Origin of the sequence: Vibrio sp. Scap24, assembly GCF_013394185.1 — a bacterium.
Classification (GTDB): Bacteria; Pseudomonadota; Gammaproteobacteria; order Enterobacterales; family Vibrionaceae; genus Vibrio; species Vibrio pomeroyi.
Genome location: NZ_CP041333.1, coordinates 1,702,791 through 1,728,268 on the forward strand (window position 1 = coordinate 1,702,791; position 25,478 = coordinate 1,728,268).

The 25,478-nt window shown below is 45.1% G+C and carries 18 protein-coding genes; 14 read left to right on the forward strand and 4 right to left on the reverse strand.

What is annotated here, in order from left to right; genetic code table 11:
* Positions 1-166 precede the first annotated feature (166 nt).
* The gene (locus FLM53_RS22905; protein WP_176679266.1) at positions 167-1,636 is read left to right on the forward strand and encodes a hypothetical protein; all 1,470 of its coding nucleotides are present in this window, start codon (positions 167-169) and stop codon (positions 1,634-1,636) included.
* Positions 1,636-3,216 carry a GGDEF domain-containing protein gene (locus FLM53_RS22910; RefSeq protein WP_176679265.1) on the forward strand — a complete coding sequence of 527 codons (1,581 nt, stop codon included), beginning with the start codon at positions 1,636-1,638 and terminating at the stop codon, positions 3,214-3,216. Before FLM53_RS22905 ends, FLM53_RS22910 begins: the two co-directional genes overlap by 1 nt.
* A 93-nt stretch (positions 3,217-3,309) precedes the next feature.
* Here FLM53_RS22910 and FLM53_RS22915 read toward each other — a convergent pair whose 3' ends face one another.
* Positions 3,310-4,212: a DMT family transporter gene (locus tag FLM53_RS22915; RefSeq protein WP_176679264.1), complete on the reverse strand. Its 903-nt coding sequence runs from the start codon at positions 4,210-4,212 to the stop codon at positions 3,310-3,312.
* Between the two features lie 250 nt (positions 4,213-4,462).
* Here FLM53_RS22915 and FLM53_RS22920 point away from each other — a divergent pair, with 250 nt between their 5' ends.
* The 6 genes from FLM53_RS22920 to FLM53_RS22945 all read left to right on the forward strand — a co-directional run bounded on the left by FLM53_RS22920 (position 4,463) and on the right by FLM53_RS22945 (position 10,093).
* Entirely contained in the window at positions 4,463-4,858 is a 396-nt protein-coding gene (locus tag FLM53_RS22920; RefSeq protein ID WP_055319660.1) for a DUF3302 domain-containing protein, read from the forward strand.
* On the forward strand, positions 4,858-5,988 hold the full coding sequence (locus tag FLM53_RS22925) for an HlyD family secretion protein (RefSeq protein ID WP_176679263.1): 1,131 nt from the start codon (positions 4,858-4,860) through the stop codon (positions 5,986-5,988). The genes FLM53_RS22920 and FLM53_RS22925 overlap by 1 nt, the downstream gene beginning before the upstream one ends.
* A gap of 327 nt (positions 5,989-6,315) precedes the next feature.
* Complete coding sequence (locus FLM53_RS22930; protein WP_048662433.1) at positions 6,316-6,864, forward strand: ECF-type riboflavin transporter substrate-binding protein; 549 nt, start codon at positions 6,316-6,318, stop codon at positions 6,862-6,864.
* Between the two features lie 6 nt (positions 6,865-6,870).
* Positions 6,871-8,565 carry an ABC transporter ATP-binding protein gene (locus tag FLM53_RS22935; RefSeq protein ID WP_176679262.1) on the forward strand — a complete coding sequence of 565 codons (1,695 nt, stop codon included), beginning with the start codon at positions 6,871-6,873 and terminating at the stop codon, positions 8,563-8,565.
* On the forward strand, positions 8,562-9,401 hold the full coding sequence (locus FLM53_RS22940; RefSeq protein WP_176679261.1) for an energy-coupling factor transporter transmembrane protein EcfT: 840 nt from the start codon (positions 8,562-8,564) through the stop codon (positions 9,399-9,401). Before FLM53_RS22935 ends, FLM53_RS22940 begins: the two co-directional genes overlap by 4 nt.
* A 221-nt stretch (positions 9,402-9,622) precedes the next feature.
* Complete coding sequence (locus FLM53_RS22945; protein WP_176679260.1) at positions 9,623-10,093, forward strand: TetR/AcrR family transcriptional regulator; 471 nt, start codon at positions 9,623-9,625, stop codon at positions 10,091-10,093.
* Between the two features lie 79 nt (positions 10,094-10,172).
* Here the strand turns inward: FLM53_RS22945 and glgB are convergent, their stop codons facing one another.
* The 3 genes from glgB to FLM53_RS22960 all read right to left on the reverse strand — a co-directional run bounded on the left by glgB (position 10,173) and on the right by FLM53_RS22960 (position 17,342).
* Positions 10,173-12,356: a 1,4-alpha-glucan branching protein GlgB gene (gene glgB / locus FLM53_RS22950; RefSeq protein ID WP_176679259.1), complete on the reverse strand. Its 2,184-nt coding sequence runs from the start codon at positions 12,354-12,356 to the stop codon at positions 10,173-10,175.
* 175 nt (positions 12,357-12,531) lie between these two features.
* Positions 12,532-14,712: a 4-alpha-glucanotransferase gene (malQ, locus tag FLM53_RS22955; RefSeq protein ID WP_176679258.1), complete on the reverse strand. Its 2,181-nt coding sequence runs from the start codon at positions 14,710-14,712 to the stop codon at positions 12,532-12,534.
* 176 nt (positions 14,713-14,888) lie between these two features.
* Positions 14,889-17,342 (reverse strand): glycogen/starch/alpha-glucan phosphorylase, encoded by a 2,454-nt coding sequence (locus tag FLM53_RS22960; RefSeq protein WP_146491011.1) that lies wholly within the window; start codon positions 17,340-17,342, stop codon positions 14,889-14,891.
* A gap of 567 nt (positions 17,343-17,909) precedes the next feature.
* Between FLM53_RS22960 and malT the strand changes: the two genes are divergently transcribed.
* From malT to rsgA, 6 genes are all read left to right on the forward strand, one after another.
* On the forward strand, positions 17,910-20,618 hold the full coding sequence (malT, locus tag FLM53_RS22965) for an HTH-type transcriptional regulator MalT (RefSeq protein ID WP_048661010.1): 2,709 nt from the start codon (positions 17,910-17,912) through the stop codon (positions 20,616-20,618).
* Positions 20,619-21,173: 555 nt separating this feature from the next.
* Positions 21,174-22,094 carry a DUF368 domain-containing protein gene (locus tag FLM53_RS22970; protein WP_176679257.1) on the forward strand — a complete coding sequence of 307 codons (921 nt, stop codon included), beginning with the start codon at positions 21,174-21,176 and terminating at the stop codon, positions 22,092-22,094.
* A gap of 197 nt (positions 22,095-22,291) precedes the next feature.
* A complete protein-coding gene (locus tag FLM53_RS22975) occupies positions 22,292-22,732 on the forward strand; it encodes a hypothetical protein (RefSeq protein WP_176679256.1) in 441 nt (146 codons plus the stop codon).
* The gene (locus tag FLM53_RS22980) at positions 22,729-23,325 is read left to right on the forward strand and encodes an SCO family protein (RefSeq protein ID WP_176679255.1); all 597 of its coding nucleotides are present in this window, start codon (positions 22,729-22,731) and stop codon (positions 23,323-23,325) included. Before FLM53_RS22975 ends, FLM53_RS22980 begins: the two co-directional genes overlap by 4 nt.
* An 83-nt stretch (positions 23,326-23,408) precedes the next feature.
* On the forward strand, positions 23,409-23,867 hold the full coding sequence (locus FLM53_RS22985) for a copper chaperone PCu(A)C (RefSeq protein ID WP_176679254.1): 459 nt from the start codon (positions 23,409-23,411) through the stop codon (positions 23,865-23,867).
* A gap of 531 nt (positions 23,868-24,398) precedes the next feature.
* A complete protein-coding gene (rsgA, locus tag FLM53_RS22990; RefSeq protein ID WP_176679253.1) occupies positions 24,399-25,463 on the forward strand; it encodes a ribosome small subunit-dependent GTPase A in 1,065 nt (354 codons plus the stop codon).
* The last annotated feature ends 15 nt before the right edge of the window (positions 25,464-25,478 follow it).

Genomic DNA, 25,478 nt, shown 5'->3' on the forward strand with positions numbered 1-25,478 from the left:
TATTTGGGAACTCATTGATTTTAAAGTAACAACATGAGGTAACACCCATAAATGGAAAAGATAGATGTTCCTTTGACGCTCTACGAAAGATAATTGGTGCTTATCCTAAATCACACTCTTATAATGATTGTGTTATCAATATGTTCGATAATTATGGATCTAAGCCTTGGACAAAAATCAGTACCTTCTTGAAACAGAACTAGAACAACTCAAAACTCGCGTCGACTCTGAACCATTGGTGATCCTTGAGATCGCGCAACAATGCCTCGTCAGATCTGAGCAAGTTCTGTTTGAAGAGGGTGCGATCCAGTCGCTGATGTTAATGGCAAGATGTTGTTGGAACCTGATGGATTACCAGAAAGGTTTAAAATACATCAAAGAAGCCTATAAGCGACAAAGCCGATTAGACACCGATCTTTTTCTCCCTGAAATCCTCCACTTACACGCGCTCCAATTCTGGGGACAAGCCAAGTATTACTCTGCACAACAGTTCTGGATCAATGCTTTAGAGCAGTCAGCACTGGTTGATGAAGTTGAAATACAGATCGAATGCCTGATTGGCCTCGGCAACATTTGGCGAATGACCCATGAATATAAGCTAGCCCGCTCGACCCACCAACTTGCCGTAAAAGTCGCGAACAACAGTCGCATCGGTTGGTTAGAAGGCAAAGCAAGAATACTGCTGGCGTGGGATTACTACCTGCTCAACAACTATGTTGAAATGCTGTCAGTACTCGACGGCGCAGAAGAAGCATTAAAAGAACATAAAGATAATACCTGGCACGCAGAAGTCTGGGATTTCAGAGGCTTAGCCCTACTTGGCCTTGAACGTTTAGATGATGCAGAGCGTGCCACTGCCAAGGCACACAAGTTGGCTGTCGAGCACAACCTTATATGGATGAAAGCCCACTCTTACATCAGCCGAGCTCGTTTAGAACTGCTAAGAAAAAGACCAGAACAAGCAGCCGAACTGCTTAGGCTCGCGGAAGAGTCGGCAAACGAATTCGACAATGGTGAACTGCTCAGTCAGATTTGTTACCAACAATCTTTAGTCGCAGAAGAAAACCAAGACTTCAAAGCAGCATTAATCGCTTTTAAAAAATACCGTCAATATTCTATCGGTATGCTTCGCGAGCAAACCACTCGTGTCGGTTTAGATAAAGCGCGCAGTTCAAAACGCCAACTTGAACAGAGAGCCAGAAAACTCATCAATCGCATTCGTGGCCAACACGAATACGACCCAGAGAAGCACCTATCTTATGTGGTTTCCGAAACTTTTTGGTGGGAACAACTGGTGCTCTTCAAAACTGAACTTAAACGTTCAAACCACAGCATCATCATGTTCCAACATGTCGATACTGATTACTTAGATGTCTGTACTGAGATTGCTCATGCCTTGTGTAACCAGAACGATTTCATCTCCAGATTAAGTTCAGAACGTGTCGCGCTTATGCTATCCGAAAAAGGAGAAGCCGCGGAGCAAACCTTCCAAACGCTGAGCACCATGCTTGATATCTATCCATGGCATAGAAAGGGATTAAAAGGTTCCAAACCGACTGTCAGCCTCAATGACATTTTGACCTTCCCTTTCACTCTTGAACAACTAGAAGAAGACGATGCCGAGGTAACTGATTAATGGAAACGCTATTAAGTAAGATCACAGACGCTGGTTTGGACCCTTCATCAGTATCGGGTGAAGAGGCGATCATATTCTGGGATCACATTCGTCAGCACGTATCGACGACCAAAACAGAGCAAGCGCACTGCTACATCATCAGCTCGGAATACCGCACTGAGTTACAACAGAATCAAACCAGCATCGAAGAGCTAAGGTTGGCACTCGACCTACTCCACTTACCTGCTGATATAGAAGACATTCTGACAGTCAAAACCAGCCTAAGTGATCGCTTAGTCGAAATTGGTGATTACACCTCAGCGCTCAATGAGTTCGTCAGTTCTTCATCAATCGCTGTAGAGCACGGCTACATCGATGAATACGTGATGGCGATTTTGGGTATGGGCAACCTATGTGATGCCTACGGTGATCACGGTAGAGCTCTACGTTATTATCAGAAAATCAACAGCATCGACCATGCGATAAGTAGTCGCTCACTTCGCCTCAAGTTCAAGCTGTATATGGTGGCAAGTCTGTTATTGCTCAACCGAATTACCGCAGCCAGTGATTTACTGAATGAGTGCGAAGAACTGAGTATTTTGGTCAGTGACAAGTTGCTTACCGCTCAAATCTTGCTTTATCAAGCAAAGGTGCTGCGTGCTAAGAAGAAATACAACGAAGCGCTACGTTGCCTATCTAAGGTTCAGTATTCAGCCAACAATACACAAGCAAGTTGGTTAGCAACCATGACTCGACTCGAATTAGCCCACTGCCTGAGCGCAACTGGCAAGCAAGAGTACGCAAGCATGATCTTGTCGAGTACTGACAAACGTGTAAAAGCTTATTCATCTCCCGTACTTGCTAAGCGTTTCTATGACTCGTTAAGCGACGTGTGTATGAATCAAGGACGCTTTCAAGAAGCACTGAGCTATGAGAAGAGAGGCTACCGAATTGAAACGGACCTGATGAAACAGATCCCTATCAGTGAACTTGGTGCAAGTCAGCTTCGCCGCCTGTCTCGATTCGAACTGCAACTCAAGCTCATTCTCTCTGAACAAGAGAACCGAGAGCTGAAAGAGACCACAGAGCAACACAAAAATGCCGTGGCTCAGCTACAACAAGATGTGTTCACCGACCCGCTGACTGGTTTACATAACCGTCGCTGGTTAGATGTGAAACTAAAAGACATGCTATTACACGAGACCTCGTTTGCATTAATGGTTGTCGACATTGACCACTTTAAATCGATTAACGATGAACTGAGCCATTTAGTCGGCGATAAAGCGATTGTCAGCGTGTCTCAAGAGCTGCGTTCTTACTTTAAGTTCAGAGGTGCTTCGTGTGTCCGATTTGGTGGCGAAGAGTTCTTGGTCATCTTAGAAAACACCAATCTTGCTAAGGCAGAGATGCACTCAGAAAACTATCGAGAGCGCATCTTCCAATTTGGCTGGCATGAGATATTAGGAGAACGTGGTCTAACCGTCAGTATTGGTATCACTCTGCATCGTGAGGGAGAGAATACTCAGCGTACTTTCTACCGAGCAGATAAAGCACTATATCGAGCCAAAGCCAACGGCCGTAACCAGGTGTGTACTGAGTAGGTAAGTAAGATTAGAGTAAGTGCAGCGCATGCTCTGTACTTACTCACCATTAAAAGTCGCAGATCCAACCTGAACTATCGATAACAGGCATAGCTATTGATAGAAAAACAGAGATATTCCACCTAACGCAGCAAGTGTGCCGATAATACTTTGCTTAGACACCTTCTCCCCTTTCAGCGCGTAAATCACCAAAATAAACACCGGACTGGTTGCTATCAATGTTTGAGCTATCGCAGGATTGGCGTTTTTCAACGCTACTTGCTGCAACCATAACGCGAGAAACGTTCCTACGAAAATTGCCCCTAAAAGCCAGAGCTTGTCGAGCTTGGTCATCGCCCATAAATCTCTTTTTATTGACGAATATGGCTTCTTCTCAATAAATGGAATAATCAGCATCACGGCAAAAACACCAATCGTCAGACGAATCAAGGCGCCTAACAATGGCGGGATATCACCCGCGACTAACGCATAGTGGGAAATCACCACGCCCGAAGCCTGACATACACTCGCCACAAGCCCATAACCAATACCTCCCCACTGCGCCTTGTCACTCGATTCGCCATTGGTCGGTTTAGAGGGTTGAAACACAACAAAAGTGACGGCGAGCGTCGTGATGACAACACCTAACCAGCTTTGCAGGGTCAAGGCTGCGCCAAGGAACATCAAGGCGAGCACACCAGAGAGTGGAGGAGCCAAAGACTCAAGCAACAAGGTTTTGTTCGCACCAATTCTTTTCAAGGCTGCAAAATAAGCGCTGTCTCCAATGGCAATGCCAATAACCCCTGAAATGGCCAATATCCAAAAGTGACTGACGCTGAGTTTAAACTCAGGCATTGGGATAACAGGCATCACTAGCAACATCATGCCTGAAGCCACTACGCCCTTAATAATATTGAGCTGCATTGCAGAGAAACGGTGGCCAAACTGGCCATAAATCCAAGTTGCACACGCCCACACGATAGCCGCTCCAATCGCCGCTATTTCACCTATATACATTTGTCTACATCCTTGGGGTTATGTGCATCCACTAACATTACTCCAGTCATCGCTTTATTAGAATGCCAAACAAGAGCACAGAAGAAACCTCTCCAAACAAGATGACAATTTTATAAGATGCAGCAATAATATCGTTCACATTAGAAGCGAAAACACATTATTTGTAACTCGGTAAATCATTTCGATAACAATTACTTGGATGATAGCGTAGTATATTTATAACTAATATCTAACATTACAAGGATCTGTTATGTTTTTAGACTACTTTGCGCTCGGTCTACTTATTTTCGTAGCATTAGTAATCTTTTACGGCATCATCGTTATTCACGATATTCCCTATGAAATTGCGAAAGAACGCAATCACCCTCATCAAGATGCTATTCATGTCTCAGGCTGGGTTAGCCTCTTCACCTTACACACTATCTGGCCATTCCTTTGGATTTGGGCAACGCTATGGCGCAAAGATCGCGGCTGGGGCTTCGCTAAACTCGAAGAAGAGCAGCACGATATTCACCACCGTGTTGACACCTTAATCGACCAAGTTAGCACCCTTCAGCAAGAAATCGCACAACTTAAACAAGCCGATTCCGTTAAAGCGGAGCAAAATAAAGATCAGAATAACGCTCAAGATCAGGAGGTTAAGTAATGGATTTACTGCTGATAATGACCTATGCGGCACTTTGTATCACCATTTTCAAGGTGTTCAATATCCCGCTAAATAAATGGACGGTTCCAACTGCGGTTCTTGGCGGCGTCATCATCATAGGTACATTGATCCTTTTGATGAACTATAACCACCCTTTCACACAGATCGGTAACCAAGTCTACTCTACGACACCTATTGTTTCTGGTGTGCGCGGTAAAGTAATTGAAGTACCGGTTGAAGCGAATAAGCCTCTTCAGAAAGGCGATATCCTTTTCAAAATCGACCCTATCCCTTTTGAAGCGGCCGTTGCAAAACTGGAAGCGCAAGTCAAAGAAGCGAGCCAAGGCGCTCTAGGATTAGAGTCTCAAGTTGGAGAAGCGGAAGCCGCCAAAATAAAAGCGATTGCAGAAAGAGACAAAGCACAGCGTGAATTCTCTCGATACAAACGTGGCTTTGAAAGTGGCGCCTTCACCGAGCAACAACTCGATACTCGTCGACAAGCGTACAAAGGTGCAGAAGCTGCAGTGAAAGTAGCTGAAGCCAATCAGCAACAAGCCCAAATCGCACTCAACTCAGAAATTGGTGGCGAGAACACAGCCGTTGCAGGTTTACTTGCCGATCTGCGTAAAGCTCAATTTGACTTGGACCAAACTATCGTTCGTGCGCCAACAGATGGTTATGTGACACAACTGGCCCTTCGTCCGGGAGTCATGGCAGTGCCACTTCCACTGGCTCCAGTGATGACGTTTGTTCACACCGAAGCTCAGTTCTACACAGCTGCCTTTAGACAGAACTCATTGCAGCGTCTGCAACCAGGGTTTGAAGCTGAGTTCTTATTCAGAGCCCTACCAGGCAAGGTGTTTAAAGGCCGTATTGATGAAGTATTACCTGCTATTGGTGAGAGCCAATTCCAAGCTCGAGGTGCTTTATTAGGTACTGATGCGCTACGTACCAGTGGTCGCGTGTTTGTTAAGTTAACCATCACAGATGACCTATCTGAATACCATCTACCTATGGGTACTGCGGTTGAGGTTTCCGTTTATTCAGACAGCTTCACCCATGTGTCTATCATGCGCAAAGTACTTATTCGTATGAAGAGCTGGCAGAACTATCTATACCTAGATCACTAAGTCACTGTCATTGAGACCAAAAAAATTAACGATACCTAGCTCTTTAATGGAACTAACACATTGTTAATATGAATGAAAAAGCCAGACCCGCTCTGGCTTTTTTGTTGTTTGATTAACCGTAAATTTGCGTATTTTTCATCATATTTACGTGTTCAGATGGAATTTTAGACATCTAGACACTTACCTTCCCTTATGGAAGGGTTCTACTGTATAATGCGCGCCTTATTTTTTATATTTGCCCAAAAAACGTTCTCATTGAGACGCATATTAATAATGGCGAATATTCGTTCTTTATCATGTTTTATCTTTCAGTATTCGAGGTTATCTATGAACTTTTCAGCTAAAACAGTCGTCGTTATCGCCATTGGCGCGGCACTGTACGGCATTGGTGGTTTACCTATGTTTGGTGTCCCAGTGTTTGCGAACACGACATTGAAACCAGCAATGGCAGTTCTAGCACTGTTTTCTGTTTTGTTCGGCCCAATTGTAGGCTTCTTGGTAGGCTTCATTGGCCACTGGGTAACAGACTTATTCGCAGGTTGGGGCGTATGGTTAACTTGGGTATTAGGCTCAGGTATCGTGGGCATGGTTATTGGTCTATTCCCTATGATGACTAAAAACCGTCTTCAACAAGGCGAACTACCAATGAAAGATTTTGCGCTATTTGTCGTACTGGCTCTCGCAGGTAATGTTGTCGGCTACGGCTGTTCCGCATTCCTAGATACCATCTTATACGCAGAACCGTTTACTAAAGTCTTCACTCAACTGTCTATCATCGCAGCGGGTAATACCGTTCTGATCGCTGTTGTTGGCTTCCTGATCCTAAAATCAGTCGCTAAGCGTAACAAACAAAGCCGCAACCTGACTGAGGCATAAGCGATAATGACTATAGCATTTTCGAACTTCTCTTTTAGATATGAGTCGCTGGATAAACCGACGCTAAAAAATATCAATCTAAGGATAGAGAAAGGAGAGAAAATCGTCATTATTGGACCAAGTGGTAGTGGTAAATCTACCCTAGGTCAGTGTCTTAACGGTCTAATCCCTCACGCGATTAAAGGTGAGGTTTCCGGTTCTTTAGAGATCAACGGCAAGAACATCTCTGAGTTTTCAATGCACGACTATACCGAGCAAGTCGGCACGGTATTGCAAGATACTGACAGCCAATTTGTCGGCTTAAGTATCGGCGAAGACATCGCCTTCGCATTGGAAAACCAGTTGATGTCGAACATCGATATGTATCCTCTCGTTAAGTCGACTGCAAAAATGGTCGACTTGGCGGATATGCTCGATCGTTCTCCACACGACCTTTCTGGTGGTCAAAAACAACGAGTATCGTTAGCGGGTATCTTAGTTGATGACGTTGATATCTTGCTATTTGATGAGCCTTTAGCAAGCCTTGACCCTAAGACCGGCAAGGCAACGATTGAGATCATCGATCAACTTCATAAAGAAACCAACAAGACTATCGTGATTATCGAACACCGCCTTGAGGATGTTCTGCATCGCGATATTGATCGTGTGATCTTAATGGAACGCGGCGAAATCGTCGCAGACATGACACCCGATGAAATCTTAGCTTCTGAACTGCTTGAGACACACGGTATTCGCGAACCACTTTACCTATCAGCTCTTAAAGCAGCCAAAGCACCTTTAACAAGCGAAGACAAACTGTCCAACCTCAAAGCTTTGGACTACAAAAGGTTCCGCCCAACCGTTCAAGCTTGGTTTGCTGAACGCCCTACTCCCGTTGCTGAAAAGCAGTATGAGCCTTTGCTCGAAGTGCATGGCCTGACTTACTCTTACGACGGTGAAAAAAACGCACTCGAAGATGTCAGCTTTAAGATTGGCAAGGGTGAGTTTGTTTCAATATTGGGTAAGAACGGTTCAGGTAAATCGACCATCACCAAGATCATCATGGGTGTGATTGACGCGGATTCTGGCTCTTCGTACCTGAACGGCGAAGACTTGTCTGAGCTTTCTATCTTCGAAAGAAGTCAGAAAGTCGGTGTGGTAATGCAGAACCCGAACCATATGATCTCGCATCATATGATTTTTGATGAGGTTGCATTTGGCCTTCGTAACCGTGGCGTTACAGAAGACGAAATCAAAGACAAAGTAGAATACGTTCTTGAGCTTTGTGGCTTGAGCAAATTTCGCCACTGGCCAATCGAAGCACTGAGTTACGGCCAGAAAAAGCGCGTAACAATAGCGTCTATTTTAGTTTTAGAACCAGAACTTCTGATCTTAGATGAGCCAACTGCAGGTCAAGATTACCGTAACTACACATCGATGCTGGCGTTCATCCAAAAACTCAACCGCGACCTAGGTATCACCGTTGTGATCATCTCACACGACATGCACCTCGTTCTCGAGTACACCACACGTTCAATCGTGATTGCAGACAGCAAGCTGATTGCCAATGCCGCGATGACGGAAGTATTCAGTCAACCATCGCTATTAGAACGTGCAAATCTTTGTACCACCAGCATTTATGAACTCGCTACCATGATGAAAATCGACGACACCAATGCATTTATGCAGTACTTCATCGACTACGAGAGAAGCGCTCAATGAATGCATCAAAAGTAAAATTCGGCATCAATTACATCGATACCAAATCGCCGCTGCACGCTCTCAATGGCATCACCAAGTTTGCGCTGTTTTTAGCTTGGGTAACCGTTGTCCTTACAACGTTCGATCTCAGACTCATCGTTGTTTTAATCCTGACAGGCTTATATCTATTAAAGCTGACTCAAGTTCCTGTGCGAGTTTACAAGCCGCTATTGGTTGGTACTGCAAGTGTTCTGAGCCTAAATGCCTTATTTATGTATTTACTGGCTCCACAACAAGGTCCTGAACTCATCGGCAGTGAAACGCTGTTATTGACGCTTCCTGGCAATTACTCATTGAGCCAAGAGACACTGTTTTACTTGGTGACCGTTACGCTCAAATACATGAGCATGTTCCCGATAGCGCTGATCTTTGTTTTCACAACGCACCCAACTGAGTTCGCAGCAAGCCTCAACCGTATCGGAGTTCCTTACAAAATAGCTTATGCGGTGAGCTTAACGCTACGTTATTTGCCAGAAGTTAAGAAAGATTTCGTCAATATCATGCACGCCCAACAGGCTCGCGGTGTAGAACTTTCCAAGAAGGCACCACTCATTACCCGCATCAAAAATGTTGCAAAAGTGTTAGGGCCATTGATTTTTTCAAGCTTGGATCGAGCAGATGAGATCTCAAATGCGATGACATTGCGCGGTTTCGGACGACATAAATCTCGCACTTGGTACAGCTATGCACCTCTCAAACGTATCGACTTTATGTGCTTAACGGTCATCGCTTTGATAGTGATATTGGCCATTGTAAAACGTATTGTTGAGCCTGAATTATTTTGGTATCCATTCTAGTTTTTATTTACCATATATAAACAACAGCTTAAAATAACACACCGCTCAATAGAGCGGTGTTTTTGTATAGGCTCAGAGCTGCTTGAAATTCAAACGAACGATCTATATTTATCGGCTTTTGACGATAAACTGACGTTTTTTTTACCTATAGGGTTTGAGATTTCTATCAGAAACTCTTAATATACGTGTTTACAGAATGTTACACTCAATAGAGATTTGTAATGGCTCGAATTACTCAAGTACAGAAACTAGAAAACCAAAAACACTACGATGAAATCGTACTAAACCTTTTTCTGGCTGAAGGACATGAAGCACTAACTTATGCAAGGATTGCTCAAGAAATTGGCATTAGTTTAACGACGCTTCAGGGCTATTATTCATCGACACGCGCTATCCGCTCAGTGCTTCACAAGCACATGTTATCGATTGTTATCCAAAGCTTAGACTTCTCGTCAGAAGCGGCGTTTATTCAATCTTGGCAAGATGCTTTAGATAATGAACAGTTCCGTTACGTTATTAAACTCATGTTTTTTCATGCGTCTCAGGTTAAAAGCCCTGAAGAGTTCGACCTCAGCTCAAATGGCGAATTTCGAGAGAAGATGTTTGAGAGCTTTGGTACCGACTCGGTTCGTATTCTTGAAACTGTCGTCGGACGCTCAATGTTCCATCTTACGAACTTCAAGCAGCATTAAGCCAAACGAACATTTATATTCAATACAAAAAGGGAGCCAGAAGGCTCCCTTTTTTATACTTTCTACTACGTGAATTATATTACGAATTCAGTTTATAGAAGACCGTCGATAGCGGCGGTAAACGCAACTCAATCGATGTATCCAGACCTTCGCTTTCTACTGATTCGATCTTCGCAGTCTGCTTCACTTCAAAACCACTACCGGCGTAGTCAGTCGAGTCTGTATTCAACAATAGTGAGTAATTACCTTGTACTGGCACACCTAAACGGAAGTGCTCGTGAGGTACTGGTGTAAAGTTAGATACTACCAATATACGCTCACCAGATTCACTGATACGTTCGTGCGCTAGGATACTCGCTTCTGCTGAATCTTGCAGACGCCATTCAAAGCCTTTCGGATCAAAATCAAGATCGTGCATGGCAGCTTCAGAACGGTAAAGATTATTCAGGTCTTTTGTTAAACGTTGAACACCTTGATGACGCTCATAATCTAATAAGAACCATTGAAGCTGGTCGTCATGGTTCCATTCAGCCGTTTGACCAAATTCAGCCCCCATGAAGTTCAACTTCTTACCCGGTTGTGCATACATGTAACCCATGTAAGCGCGTAGGTTAGCCGTTTGCTGCCACTCATCACCTGGCATCTTGTTATGGATAGAACCTTTACCGTAAACCACCTCATCGTGAGACAGAGACAATACGTAGTTCTCACTGTGTGCATAAACCAGCGGGAAAGTAATTGTATCGTGGTGATATTTACGGTTGATTGGATCTTCTTGGATGTAAGACAAGCTATCGTGCATCCAACCCATGTTCCACTTAAAGCCGAAGCCTAAACCGCCCATAAAGGTTGGTGCTGAAACACCAGGGAACGCCGTCGATTCTTCCGCAATGGTCATCGCATTCGGGAAGTGCTTGTATACTTCTTCGTTCATCCACTTAAGGGTAGCAATAGCATCATAGTTCTCGTTGCCACCATCCACGTTCGGAATCCACTGATCATGGCTACGTGAATAATCGAGGTAGAGCATCGAAGCTACCGCATCAACACGGATACCATCAATATGGAATTGCTCGAACCAGTACAGCGCGTTTGCCACCAAGAAACGACGTACATGTTCACGACCTAAGTCATAGATGTACGAGTTCCAGTCTTGGTGCCAACCACGACGTGGGTCTGGATCGTGGAATAACGGCGTACCATCAAAATTAGCTAAACCGTGATCGTCACTTGGGAAGTGAGCTGGAACCCAGTCAAGTACAACGCCAAGACCCGCTTGGTGACATTGGTCTACAAAATATTTGAAGTCATCCGGTGAACCGAAACGGCTGGTTGGTGCGAAAAGACCGACAGGCTGGTAACCCCAAGAGCCATAGAATGGGTGCTCTGAAACAGGCATCAATTCAACGTGCGTATAGCCAAGATCCGTTAGGTATGGAATCAGTTCTGCCGCTAGCTCACGGTAATTTAGGAATTCGCCTTCAGCATTACGCTTCCAAGAACCGGCATGTAATTCATAGAACGAAAGCGCTTCTTTACGCTTTTGCGTTACTGGACGATTCTGCCACTTAGCATCTTGCCACTCGTAACGAGCGTGATCGTAAGTCACAGAAGAAAATGATGGGTATTGTTCTGAGTAGAAACCCCATGGGTCAGCTTTATGCGGTAAGCCTTCGCCATCAGGTCCTTTTAATTCAAACTTGTATTGAGCGCCCTCTTCCAGTTCTGGAATGAATAGGCCCCACATGCCGTAATCTAGACGCTGCATTGGGTGGCGACGACCATCCCAAGAGTTAAAGTTACCTACCAAGCTTGCCGCTGTTGCGTGCGGTGCATACACCAAGAAACGAGTACCTGAAATCGTCTGTCCATCACGCTCTAGCGAAATAAACTGAGCCCCCATGTGATGGTACATATCTTTCGGTGTATGAAGATCTTCATAGCTCGCGTACAAATCATGGTACTGGTATGGATCATCAATGATCTGCTCTACTCCAGCCCAATCAACTGCAAGCTTATAGTGAGTAAAACGTAAGTCTCTTTCTTGCTTAAGAATGAAACCACTTTCACCCTCTCGCGTTAACTCAATACGAGGTTCCTTTCCAACAATCAACTCGACTTTATCTGCTCCAGGAATCCATACACGTAATGCACCTTGATCAGAAGGTAGGTATGGACCTAAAAACGCAAATGGGTCTGTGAAGCAAGCCTGTGATAGTTGGGTATATATTTGTTTTTGCTTTGAAATCGAACTTAGTTCCAAAACGTTTCTCCCTAACCAAACATCCAAAAAATATAATACAAAAATGCCCGCTATTAGTGCGGGCAATATAACGACGGTTTATTCTACCAGATGAGCATTCATTATTGAGTGACCGAGGTTGTAGTTTCGTACGCCGTAAGCAAAAAACCACCTATATTCAAGTCACTCAATGTCATTACTTACCTGCTTTTTCTCGAACGTCTGTCAGCTTAGAAGCGATACGATTAACGCCTTCATGAGCAAAGATTTCGTCCAAGTTCATTGATAGTTTACGACGCCAGTTCGGATACTCATCGACGGTGCCAGGAATGTTTACTGGCTTATCCATCTCTAGCCAGTCTTCCAATTGAACACTTAGCAATGTTGAACCACCAGCAGCAACGTGCAGTTGAAGTGCTTCCGCAAGGTAAGAGTCCATCGGTACTTGGCTTGCATCGCGGCCAACACCTTCAGGTAGGAAACCGTGCCATGCTACTGAATCTAAGATACCTTGCTTACACTCAAGACGGTCATCGAACAGAGTTTCTAGTTGTGCTGCATCTGGGTATAAACCAATCTCTTGACCCATCTTCAAATCATCACAATGCCAGAAGCCGCGTAATGTTGGCATATCGTGTGTACACAGTGCCGCCATTGATTGTGATGCGTAGTGCTTCGGAGAGATGAAACCACCATCTTCTTCTGATGTTTCAAAGAAGAACACTTTGTAAGAGTGCACGCCAGCATCCGCTAGGATGTCTACAATCTCATCTGGCACCGTACCTAAGTCTTCACCGATAACGCTACATTGGTAACGGTGAGATTCAAGCGCAAGAATCGAGAGCATGTCTTGTACTGGGTAGTAGATGTACGCGCCTTTCGTTGCGTTCTCACCTTTTGGAATCCACCATAAACGCAGTAGACCTAACACGTGGTCAATACGCAGTGCACCACAGTGTTTCATGTTCGCACGAAGCAGCTTGATGTAAGCGTCGTAGCTTGTTTCTAGCAGCACTTCTGGGTTCAGTGGTGGTAAGCCCCAGTTTTGGCCTAGAGGACCAAGAATGTCCGGCGGAGCACCGATGCTCGCATCCATTACTAGGTTGCCTTCATCAGCCCAAGTCTCGCTGCCTGAATCTGCAACACCTACCGCTAGGTCTCGGTACAGACCGACTGCCATGCCTTTCTCTTCAGCAAGCGATTGAGCATCATTGATTTGGCAATCTGCTAACCATTGCAGGTACATGTAAAGATGCACTTGCTCTAGGTTCTCTTTGATGTATTTCTGTGTTGCTGGGCTGTCGAATGTGCGGTACTTCTCAGGGAATACCGGCCATCCCCACATGCCAGAATCTTCAGCATGCAGTTCACCGTGCAGTGCATCAAACGCCGCTTGGTGCATCAGGCTATCGCCGCCCTCTTCCACAAACGCTAGGAAGGCTTGTGCACGATCGCTATTCTTGTCTAGGTGACGAGTCTTAAACTCTGCGAATAGCAAAGGCAAGATGCTCATCTTCAACTCAGACACTTCGGTGTAGTTCACCCAGTGTGCATCACGAGCTTTCTGTAGGCGCTGTTGGAACTCTGCGCTGCCTACGGTTTGTTGTGCTTCTGCACTTAATGCGAATTCAGGTACTGAGCTCACATCAATGTATAATATGTTCAACCAACGACGTGAAGACGGGCTGTACGGGCTCGCACCTTCAGGGTTCGCAGGAAACAATGAGTGAATCGGGTTTAGACCGACAAAGTCACCGCCGCGAGACGCGATATCAGCAACCAACTGTTTTAGGTCACCGAAATCACCAATACCCCAGTTGTGCTGAGTTCTTAGTGTGTAAAGCTGAACACTTGGCCCCCAAAGCTTTTTGCCTTGCTCAATTGGAGACTGCTTGAAACACGCTTTTGGCGTAATGATCAGTGTCATCTCGTAAGGCTTCTTACGGCGCTTACGGCTCACAATTAGCTTGTGATAACCCCATGCCAAATCACTTGGCAATGCAAACACTAAAGGGCCACCCTCGGCACGCTCATCACGAACGACTTGAGATTGAAGATAGCCTTCGAGTACCTCTCCTTGCTCGGTTTCTAAGCGCCAGCTGAACTCGCTTTCACGAGCACTAACACCTAAATTCAGCGCCACTTCTACTGGCTCACCATCACGCAAGACAAGAACTGGGTCTAGTACATCTTTTTTGTGTTTTCTTTCTGCTGACTTTAATAGTGCATCATCGCTGCTTGTATCGTAGCCCAATGAAGCCAATAGAGACGTAATAGTTTCGTCTGATACCTGTGCTTCATCGCCCCACGCACTAACGTAACTGTCGGCAATGTTTGCCATTTCTGCGACTTGTTTTAATACGGTCTGTTCTTTCATCGCTCTCTCCGAAAACGTTCTGACGCTTTCAATTTTTGTAGGGTTGTTTATTTAATTTTTGACTAATCAATTAGCTTGTGACAATCAGTTTGTAAGCATTGCTATCGGATAAGCCATCTGTTTGCTCACAAGCTAATTGAGCCAAGGCAGAGGCTGCCTTGGCTACTTGGGAACTATTAACGGTTAACCGCTTCTAGTTTCCAGATATTGTTCACGTAGTCGCGGATAGAGCGGTCTGATGTGAACTTACCAACCAATGCTGTGTTAAGAATTGCTTTCTTAGCCCAACCTGCTTGGTCTTTGTATTGCGTGCCCATATCTTCGTGCGCTTTCACGTAAGATGCGAAGTCAGCAAGACATAGGTATGGGTCACCACCGTCTAACAGGCTATCAAACGTCGCACGTAGAAGACCTGGTTGACCTGGAGTGAACTCATCGCCAGTCAGTAGGTCTAGAGATGCTTTCAGTAGTGGGTCTGCATTGTAGTAGTCGTATGGGTTGTAGCCCTGAGCTTTCAGTGCTTGAACGCCATCAACGTCTAGGCCGAAGATGTAGATGTTCTCATCGCCAACTTCTTCACGAATCTCAACGTTCGCGCCATCCATCGTACCGATAGTTAGAGCGCCGTTTAGAGCCATCTTCATGTTGCCCGTACCAGATGCTTCTTTACCAGCCAGTGAGATTTGCTGAGAAACGTCTGCTGCAGGGATGATGATTTCAGCCATGCTTACACGGTAGTCAGGGATGAATACCACTTTGAGCTTGTTGCCGATGCGAGGATCGTTGTTGATCTTCTCTGCAATCTTGTTAACTGCGAAGATGATCTCTTTCGCTAGGTGGTAACCCGGTGCTGCTTTCGCTGCGAAGAAACATACGCGCGGCTCACACTCGAAACCAGGTTCGTTAAGAATACGGTGGTACAGAGATAGAATGTGTAACAAGTCTAGGTGCTGACGCTTGTATTCGTGTAGACGCTTGATTTGAACGTCGAAGATAGCGTTAGTATCTAGCTCGATACCCATGTTCTCTTGAACCCAATCAGCAAGGCGCTGTTTGTTTTCTTTCTTAACAGCCATGAATTCTTTTTGGAATTTCGCGTCTGTTGCAAACTTAGCGATGCCTTCTAGCTGCTCAAGTTTTGCTGGCCACTCAGTACCGATCTTGCCAGTAATTAGCGTAGATAGACCTGGGTTACAGAACTTCAACCAACGACGTGGCGTGATGCCGTTCGTTACGTTAGTCAGTTTACCTGGGAAGATTTCGTTGAACTCAGGGAACAAGTCTTTCTTAACCAGTTGAGAGTGAAGCGCAGCTACACCGTTCACTTTGTAAGAGCCAATCACACATAGGTTTGCCATGCGAACCATGCGGTGGAAACCTTCTTGGATGATAGAAAGCTTCGCTTGCTTCTCACCGTCACCAGGCCACATCTTGCGAACTTCTTGCATGAAGCGGTGGTTGATTTCAAAGATGATTTCCATGTGACGTGGAAGAAGACGATTGATCAAAGATTCAGACCAAGTCTCTAGTGCTTCAGGAAGTAGTGTGTGGTTCGTGTAAGCGAACGTGTGAGCACTGATTTCCCATGCTTGATCCCAAGATAGACCTTTCTCGTCAATCAGGATGCGCATTAGCTCAGGAATCGCGATTGTTGGGTGCGTATCGTTAAGCTGAATCGTTTCTTGCTTAGGCAGATCTTCTAGAGCAAAACCTGCTGCTTCGTGGCGACGTAGAATATCGCGAACCGATGCTGCTGAGTGGAAGTACTGCTGCATTAAACGCAGTGTCTTACCTTTCTCGTGGTTGTCGTTCGGGTAAAGAACCTTAGTGATGTTACCTGCATCGATTAGCGAGTGTTGCGCTTCGAAGTAATCACCGTTATTAAAGCTTGCTAGTGAGAATGGTGCGATTGCCTGACATTCCCAAAGACGCAGCGGGTAAACCGTGCTTGACTCGTAACCTACGATTGGTAGATCCCAAGGCATTGCTTTTACTTCCATACCTGGAACCCAAGTACGTACTTCTTTACCGTCAATGAATTCAACTTCTACATGACCGTAAAAACCAATGTGTTGTGCTAGTTCTGGACGAGCGACTTCCCATGGGTAACCTTCAACACCGCGCCATGCGTCAGGTGCTTCTTGTTGACGACCGTCTTGGAAAGACTGTTTGAATAGACCGTATTCGTAGTGAAGACCGTAGCCTACTGTTGGGTATTCTTGAGCGGCACAAGAATCCATGAAACATGCAGCTAGACGACCAAGACCACCATTACCTAGTGATGGGTCGCGTTCTTCTTCTAGAAGGTCAGTTAGGTTTTGACCTAGCTCTTCCATTGCATGAGTGATTTGCTCATACAGGCCCATGCTGATTAGGTTGTTACCTGTCAGACGACCAATCAAGAATTCTAGCGAAAGGTAGTTAACACTCTTCGCGTTTTTGATTTTTTCATCGTTTTCTGTTTCTAACAGATCGAATGTCGTTAGCTCAGCAAGAGCACGACCCATCGCTAAATACCATGAACGGCTGTCAGCGGTTTCTACTGTTGTTGCGTAGGTTGCAGATAGATGTTTCTTAACACTCTCTTGGAATGACACTTTATCGAAAGTTTTTTGCTGAGTTGGTTTCATTTCAGAAATCTCGCTTTTAATAGTTCTAATTCATCTGTGACATATCGTGCATGGTCACCAATAACTAAACATCCTCCCGGCCGTACGACTAACTAGGAGTAGATGGGAGGGCGTAGGGGGCGTACCCAGATTGGGTTAGTGATCTGACTCTCATGTTCTAGCCCAGAATAAAAACTTGGAGTGATTAAGATCACAAGCTCCCGTTCGATAACTTAACTTCAATTGATGTGACTTTTATTTAACCCATTTAAAGTCATTGCCAAATCTGAGTTTCAGATCACGAAAATATTTTTGGACTCTCATCTATTACATAAAAACATGTGTAATAAAGGACAAAGTCACATTCACAAACCACCCCGTAAGGTGAGCAAAGTCACAAATAAAGGGCGTAGAAGCCCAAAAACATGCAGGAGTGCAAGGTTTCTGAGGAGGATCATAGTCGGTATCGTTTTGCTTCACGTAATATGAGTAAAGACTTAAGTAATTAGGCTAATGTCATTGGACTGCACTCAACGATAGATTGGGATATTCCAGAACATAGCCACGGAATAGGTGTAAAACTTCGACATGTGGATCCCTTCGAAACTGACTCGTCCCGGCCGCTTACACAATGCAATTCTGCGACCTAGGGTTCTCGATCTGCTTCAGAATGCAGATTGCTATAAGCTAGTACTGTTCCGCTCTCCAGCTGGATACGGCAAAACCACCATGGCTGCCCAATGGCTGGTAGAAAAACCTAATGTAGGTTGGTACAGCATCGATGATAGCGACAACGATGCCTTCCGTTTCATCAACTACCTACTTCAATCCCTTAATAAAGCGACTCAAAATGCCTGTCCGAATGCCCAAAAGCTGGCAGAGAAACGACAGTTTTCATCGCTGCATTCTTTATTAAGTGAAGTGTTTGCTGAGATGTCTGAATTCCACCACGAGTGTTTCCTTGTGTTGGACGACTATCACTTGGTGAACAATGACGACATCCATGAAGCGATGCGCTTTTTCCTCAAACACATGCCCGACAACCTAACACTTGTTGTGACCAGTCGCGGCACACCACCGCTTGGTACAGCTAACCTGCGCGTTCGTGATTTGATGATTGAGATTGGCAACGACTCTCTGGCTTTTGATACAGAAGAAACCACACGCTTCTTCAATCAACGCGTAGCCGACGGCATTGACGACACCACTGCAGGCAGTATTTGTAGTTATGTAGAGGGTTGGCCTTCTGCATTACAGCTTATTGCCCTTCAAGCACAGCACCAAAAACGCACACTGGCACAATCTGCCGAGTCGTTCTCCCACTTTAACCATGCCCACCTTTGGGATTACTTGGTTGAAGAAGTATTTGACCTGCTAGACAAAGAAACCCGACAGTTCTTGATGCAGTGCTCAGTGCTTGATCACTTCAATGACGAGCTTGTTTGCGCACTAACACAACGTGAAGACGCGCTCGGCATGATCGAATCACTCAACCGATTTGGTTTGTTCATCTACCCTCTCGAAGGCGAGAAGAACTGGTATCGCTTCCATAATCTATTTGGTGAGTTCCTCGCCCACGAGCGCCAAGCTCGCATTCCGCAACAAGAGGCGGAATTACATCGCAGTGCAGCTAAAGCTTGGATCAAACAGAAAACACCTCACCAAGCTTTGCGACACGCACAGCGCGCGGACGATCCACAACTGATTGTTCAGATCCTCAGTGAACACGGTTGGCAGATGTTCAACCAAGGTGAGTTGTCATCACTAGAGATGGCAATCAAGCAGCTCACAACCGATCAGCTGTACAGTGAGCCGAAACTGTCAATGCTGCGTGCATGGCTAGCGCAAAGTCAGCACCGCTATGATCAAGTGGGTACTCTGTTAGAAGAAGCCGAAACTCAGTATCAAGCTCGAAACATCGAACTGGATACTCAGCAGCAAGGCCAGTACAACGCCTTGCGTGCACAAGTCGCGATCAACAGCAATGAGCCAGAGAAAGCACTCGAGCTTGCAGAGCTTTCATTGAGCCAGCTGAATACAACGGTTTACCGTAGTCGCATTGTCGCAACCTCGGTTGTTGGCGAAGTGAATCACGTAATGGGTAACCTGAGCCGTGCTCTGCCAATGATGCAGCAAACTGAGAAGTTGGCTCGCCAATATCAGGTTTACCATCAAGCGCTATGGGCGATTCTGCAACAAAGCGAAATTCTGATTGCTCAAGGCTATGTTCAAGCTGCATTTGAACTGCAAGACAGCGCCTTCAAACTGATTGAAGAACACCAACTTCAATACGTGCCTCTGCATGAATTCTTATTGCGTGTTCGAGCTCAAATCTTCTGGTGTTGGAACCGATTAGATGAAGCGGAAGAGTGTTGCTACAAGGGTTTAGATATTCTTGGTCACCATTCACCAAGTAAGCACCTACACAGCTACTCAATGCTGGCTCGTATTTCACTGAGCCGTGGCGAAATTGATAAAGCGTCGAAGTTTATCGACCAAATTCAGCACTTGTTGCGCCAATCAACTTACCATGTGGATTGGACGGCGAATGCTTCCCTGTCTCTGATCTTGTTCTGGCAAGTGAAAGGCGATAAAGACGCAATCCGTGACTGGTTGAGCGTTGCTGTTCGCCCTGAGTCAGCAAGCAACCACTTCTGCCAGCTTCAATGGCGTAACATCGTGCGTGCTCACATCATTCTTGAGCAGTATGAAGAAGCTGAAGAAGCGCTAGCATTCCTGAAAAGTGAAGCTCAGCGTTCGCACCTGATTACCGACACCAACAGGAATTTGATCGTTGAAGCGGTATTACGCACCCAGATCAACGATGAAGACAGTGCGCGCGTATTGCTAGAAGAAGCCCTACACATGACCAACCAAACCGGTATGGTCGGTAACTTCTTGGTCGATGGCGGTACTATCGGGCATATCTTGGATAAGTTGAGCAACAAGCCAGGCTTAGGTGATCTAGAACGTCACCGCGCACAACAAATCATGAAAGATATCTCGACGACTCAACGCAGTCGCTCGGTTCACTTCGATGAAGACTTTGTTGAAAACTTGGTTAATCACCCGAACATTCCTGAGCTTGTACGCACGAGCCCACTCACCCAGCGTGAATGGCAAGTACTTGGTCTGATCTACTCCGGGTTCAGTAACGAGCAAATCGCTCAAGAACTTGATGTAGCAGGTACCACAATCAAGACTCACATTCGTAACCTGTACCAAAAGCTCAACATTGCTAACCGTAAAGAAGCGATAAGCACAGCAGAGAACTTGCTGCAGTTGATGGGGTATTAAAACGGGTTCGAGATTGATTCGAGAAAAATATAAGCTAGTCACCGATGGTGGCTGGCTTTTTTTTCACTTGGAGATTGGGGAATAAGCGATAGAAATTAGAGATGGCCAAACGACAGGCAAAAAAATAGCCAACCGCAATAATCGCGATTGGCTCTATATATTTGTGAACAAATCATAAGTTCACTAACAACGTCAGTTGGCTAGGTGACCCTCGGCTTAAGAAGGGTCAGTTAATATAATGCAGTTAGCGTGCCAACTTTAATTTAGCGTTTTATAAGCCCTGCATCGCATAAAAACCGCCTTTTTCACATGCGAATTGCAAAGTGCATTTGCATAATGCAACCAAGATGCAATATCGATAAGAGACCAGTTTCATCGATACTCTTAATGATAAATCACTAAGTGGTTGTATTTTAAATATTAGGCCAAAGTTCACTTCAACTTATTGCCTTACAATTAAAGCGGTAATAAAAGCAGCGCCCCAGTGGCATATTCATACTTTTTTTACACTAAAGTTTGTATACTGCACAAAATCATCCTCAACTCTATGAAGCAATGAACTACTTAAGTACTTTTTTCAAAGGCATGGCAATGGGCGCAGCCGACGTTGTCCCTGGCGTGTCAGGCGGAACCATCGCATTCATCACTGGTATCTACGATACGCTGCTAGAAAGCATTCGCAGAATTAACCCTAGCGTACTTGGCTTATGGAAACGTGAAGGCTTCAAAGCTGCGTTTAACCACATCAACGGTTTCTTCCTGATTTCACTGTTCGCGGGCGTATTCACCAGCATTGCAACATTCGCAAAACTGATTTCTTGGTTATTGGTCACGCACCCTGTTCCACTGTGGTCTTTCTTCTTTGGTCTAATCTTGGTGTCGGTTTTCCATATTCTTAAACAAGTAGAAAAGCGCGATATGATTCGATTCGTCTTTTTACTGCTTGGTGTTGCCTTCGCTTATAGCATTACCGTGCTTAAGCCACTGCAAATGGAGCCAACCAGCATCAACGTCTTGATTGCGGGTGCGATTGCGATCTGCGCGATGATTCTACCGGGAATTTCAGGCAGCTTTATTCTGCTTCTGATTGGTATGTATGGCCCAGTGCTTGGCGCTGTTAAATCGTTTCAAATCGATGTACTTGCCCTATTCCTAGCTGGTTGTGTGATTGGTCTACTGACTTTCTCGCACGTACTCTCTTGGTTACTACGCTCATTCCGCGATTTCACATTGGTGTTTTTAACGGGTTTAATGATCGGTACGCTACCTAAGATCTGGCCTTGGAAAGAGACCATCAGCTGGCGCATCAACTCGAAAGGTGAGCAAGTACCACTGATTCAAGAGAACCTATCTCCGTTCAATTTCGAAGCGGTAACGTCTCAACCTTCTCAGCTCACTTTATCGGTGATCATGATGTTGGTGGCTATCGCGCTAGTGCTGGGTTTAGAAAAGTTTGCTGAGCGCAATGCTGACTAATCTCTAACAATCGTGCTGAAATTAGCATGTAGGGTGCCGAGCTTAGATAGCGACGCACCTTGTGAATTGAATCAAAGCGAAGCTTATGGCTTCGCTTTTTTATATCTACCATACGCACAAAATTGCTTTTTGATACAAGCACGTATTGAGGGGTGTGATAACATCGCCGCTCTTATAAAATTAGATGAGAACACGACATGCACCCAGCATTAAAGGTTGCAGCTCTTGGAATCGCTCTCGTGGCAGGCTTTTATGGGCCGCAAGCAATTCAGCATTTTAAATCAGCGATGGTGCACGCTCCCGCTGACGTTAATTTAGATGATTACTGCATGCTTTCAACAGAATCGTGTGAGCAAAATACCGTTGCGATGACGCTTGAGCATGAGACGGCACAGCCTCTGGTTCCGACTAAAATCAAAGTCGTTTGGGAAGGCGCAGCATCTGAAACATTAATGCTGTCACTCACTGGCTTAGAGATGGAAATGGGATCAGCACGTTTTCAATTAAAGAATACTGGCAACAATACCTATGAAGGTGATGTAATTTTACCTGTGTGTACCATGGATAAAATGACTTGGCTTGGCGAACTCACCGATGGTGTCGAAACCGTAAACCCTGCAATAAGGATGGCAAGATGAGTAAGAATTGGTCGTTAGCATTAGTGGTAGCGTTTGTACTTGGCTTTGGTGTCAAAAGTTACCTTGATGGACAAAACGAAGCTCAAGAGCAACATGCTGCAAAGCAAGAATTCTCTGCAACAACCCTTTTTGGTAAGGATAACCAGCCAACGGAAATCTTTGACCAAACCGACGACAGAATTCGTATCGTTTACTTCGGTTTCACACGTTGCCCTGATGTCTGCCCTACCTCACTAGCAATGTTAGCTGGTGCACTTAACCAAGTGTCAGATGAAGCAAAAGCGAAAATTCGCCCGATGTTTGTCTCTCTTGACCCTGAGCGTGACGCCGCAGAAGCTTCTTACGAATACGCACAATACTTCCACCCATTGATGGAAGGGTTAAGTGGCCCGTTAGATGTGACTACAACGCTTGCACATAACTACGGTGTTATTTTCAGAAAAACCAAGCTTGAAGGTTCAGAGTTGGAATATACCCTTGACCACAGCTCATATTTTTATTTTTTAAAGCCCGACGGTACCTTGATTACTAAAGTACCGCACACGTTAACGCCGGCGCCAATTGTTGAGGCTATCAACAAACTGACGCAGTAAAACGTAATAACAAAGAACTTAACGAATAAAGTTCAAACATAAAGTCAGGTCCCAGACCAAAACATAAAAATAAGGACAACAACATGAAGTTAAAAGCACTTGCTCTAGCAGGCTTATTGCTCACTCCCTTTGCTCACGCGAATAGCGACATTATGGTTCACGACGCGTACGCTCGCGCAACACCACCCTCAGCAGTGAACAGCGCGGTATTCACGACTCTGATGAACCACAGCGATAAAGATCGCGCTATTGTTTCTGCAACCACACCAGCAGCAGGCAAGGTAGAGCTTCATGATGTTATCGTTGATGGCGACGTAATGAAGATGCGCCAAGTTCAACAAATCACAATCCCTGCGAATGGTGAAGCGGTACTTAAACCAGGCAGCCTGCACATTATGTTGTTCGACCTAAAAGATGGTCTAAAAGAAGGTGAGCAGATCGAGATGACTCTGACTTTCGCTAACGGTGAAACGCAAACCTTTGAAGCGCCAGTTAAGAAAGTAATGAGCGGCATGAAAAAGATGAATCACGATCATCACTAATCGGATTCACAATCAATGAAATAAATTAAGCCACGATGACTTCTCGCCATCGTGGCTTTTTGTTAAACTGAGCTCGCTTTTTATTCAAAACCTGACCACATTAATAACCAAGGAGAATAGAAGATGATTGTAATGAAAACACTAAAACTGGCAGTAAAAGTAACGCGTTAATTTGTTTGGTTAAGCAAACTTTAATTTAGAACGACCAACATCAAGCCATCTACTGGCTACTGGCTACCGCACACTTTTACCCGGTTTACTATTGATCTGTAAGTGATCAATACCTGCATGCTCAACAACGCATGACTTAATCCGGGGTCCTATCTATATGAATTCGACCCAAGCTCAAAACATTTTTGACGTCTCGATGCTTTTATCTCATCAACGCTTTTTGGTCTCATCAACACTTTTTGATCTCGTCAATAACCTGAGATCTCACAAGATGTTAATGCTCTCATAAGACTTTAATGCACTGATAAGACTTTAATGCTCTCACAAGAAAAGAAAGCTCGCACGTCTGGGTAAATAAACATGAATTCACAAAACGCATTTTCTCATCCAATGTCACTTCAACAACTTGGATGGCAACCTGTATTCCAACAACAACTGACACTCGAAGACTATGACCACTCCGTCATTGCTCGTATTACCGCGCACCATCGAAGCGGCTATACACTGGCGTCAGAACAAGGCGAAATCGTTCTGCCTATCCATCAGAACCAACCCGCAATGACGGTTGGCGACTGGGTAATCTTGAACTCTGAGCTGCAATTCGACCGCTTGCTAGAGCGTCAATCACTCTTCAGCCGTAAAGCAGCGGGCAGTCGCGTCGCAGAACAATATATTTCGGCTAACATCGACACGGTTTTTATCGTGGTTTCATTAAACAATGACTTTAATCTAAGCCGTATCGAACGCTACCTAGCGCTCGCCAATGAAGCACAGGTTGAATCGGTTATCGTACTCACCAAAAAAGACTTATGTGACGACTACGAAGACAAAGTACAACAAGTGCAAAGCTTAGATTCTATGTTGATGATCGAAGCGGTAAACAGCCTTGACCAAGAATCAACTCAAGTCTTGTCACCTTGGTGTAAAACCGGCAAAACCGTCGCTTTGATGGGCTCATCTGGTGTGGGGAAATCTACGCTAGTAAACTCATTGCTTGGTGAAACTCAGCAAGCTACGGGTGGCATTCGTGAAGACGACAGTAAAGGCCGTCATACCACCACATCACGCTCTCTCCACTTGCTAACATCGGGTGGTTTACTGCTCGATACTCCAGGAATGCGAGAGTTACAACTTGCTGACTGTGCTGAAGGCGTGAGTGAAACCTTTTCTGATGTCGAAGAGTTAGCCATGCATTGCCGATTCTCTGATTGTCATCATGAATCAGAACCGGGTTGCAAGATACGCAAAGCCATTGAGGAGGGTGATTTGTCTGAAAGACGATTTACTAACTATCAAAAGTTATTAAAAGAGCAAGCCAGAAATGGCGCCTCATTGGCAGAGCAACGCGCGAACAGCAAACAGCTTTCCAAGATGTACAAAACCGTACAGTCAGAAAGCCGAAACATAAAAAAAGCGACCGACTAAACCAATCAGGTTAAT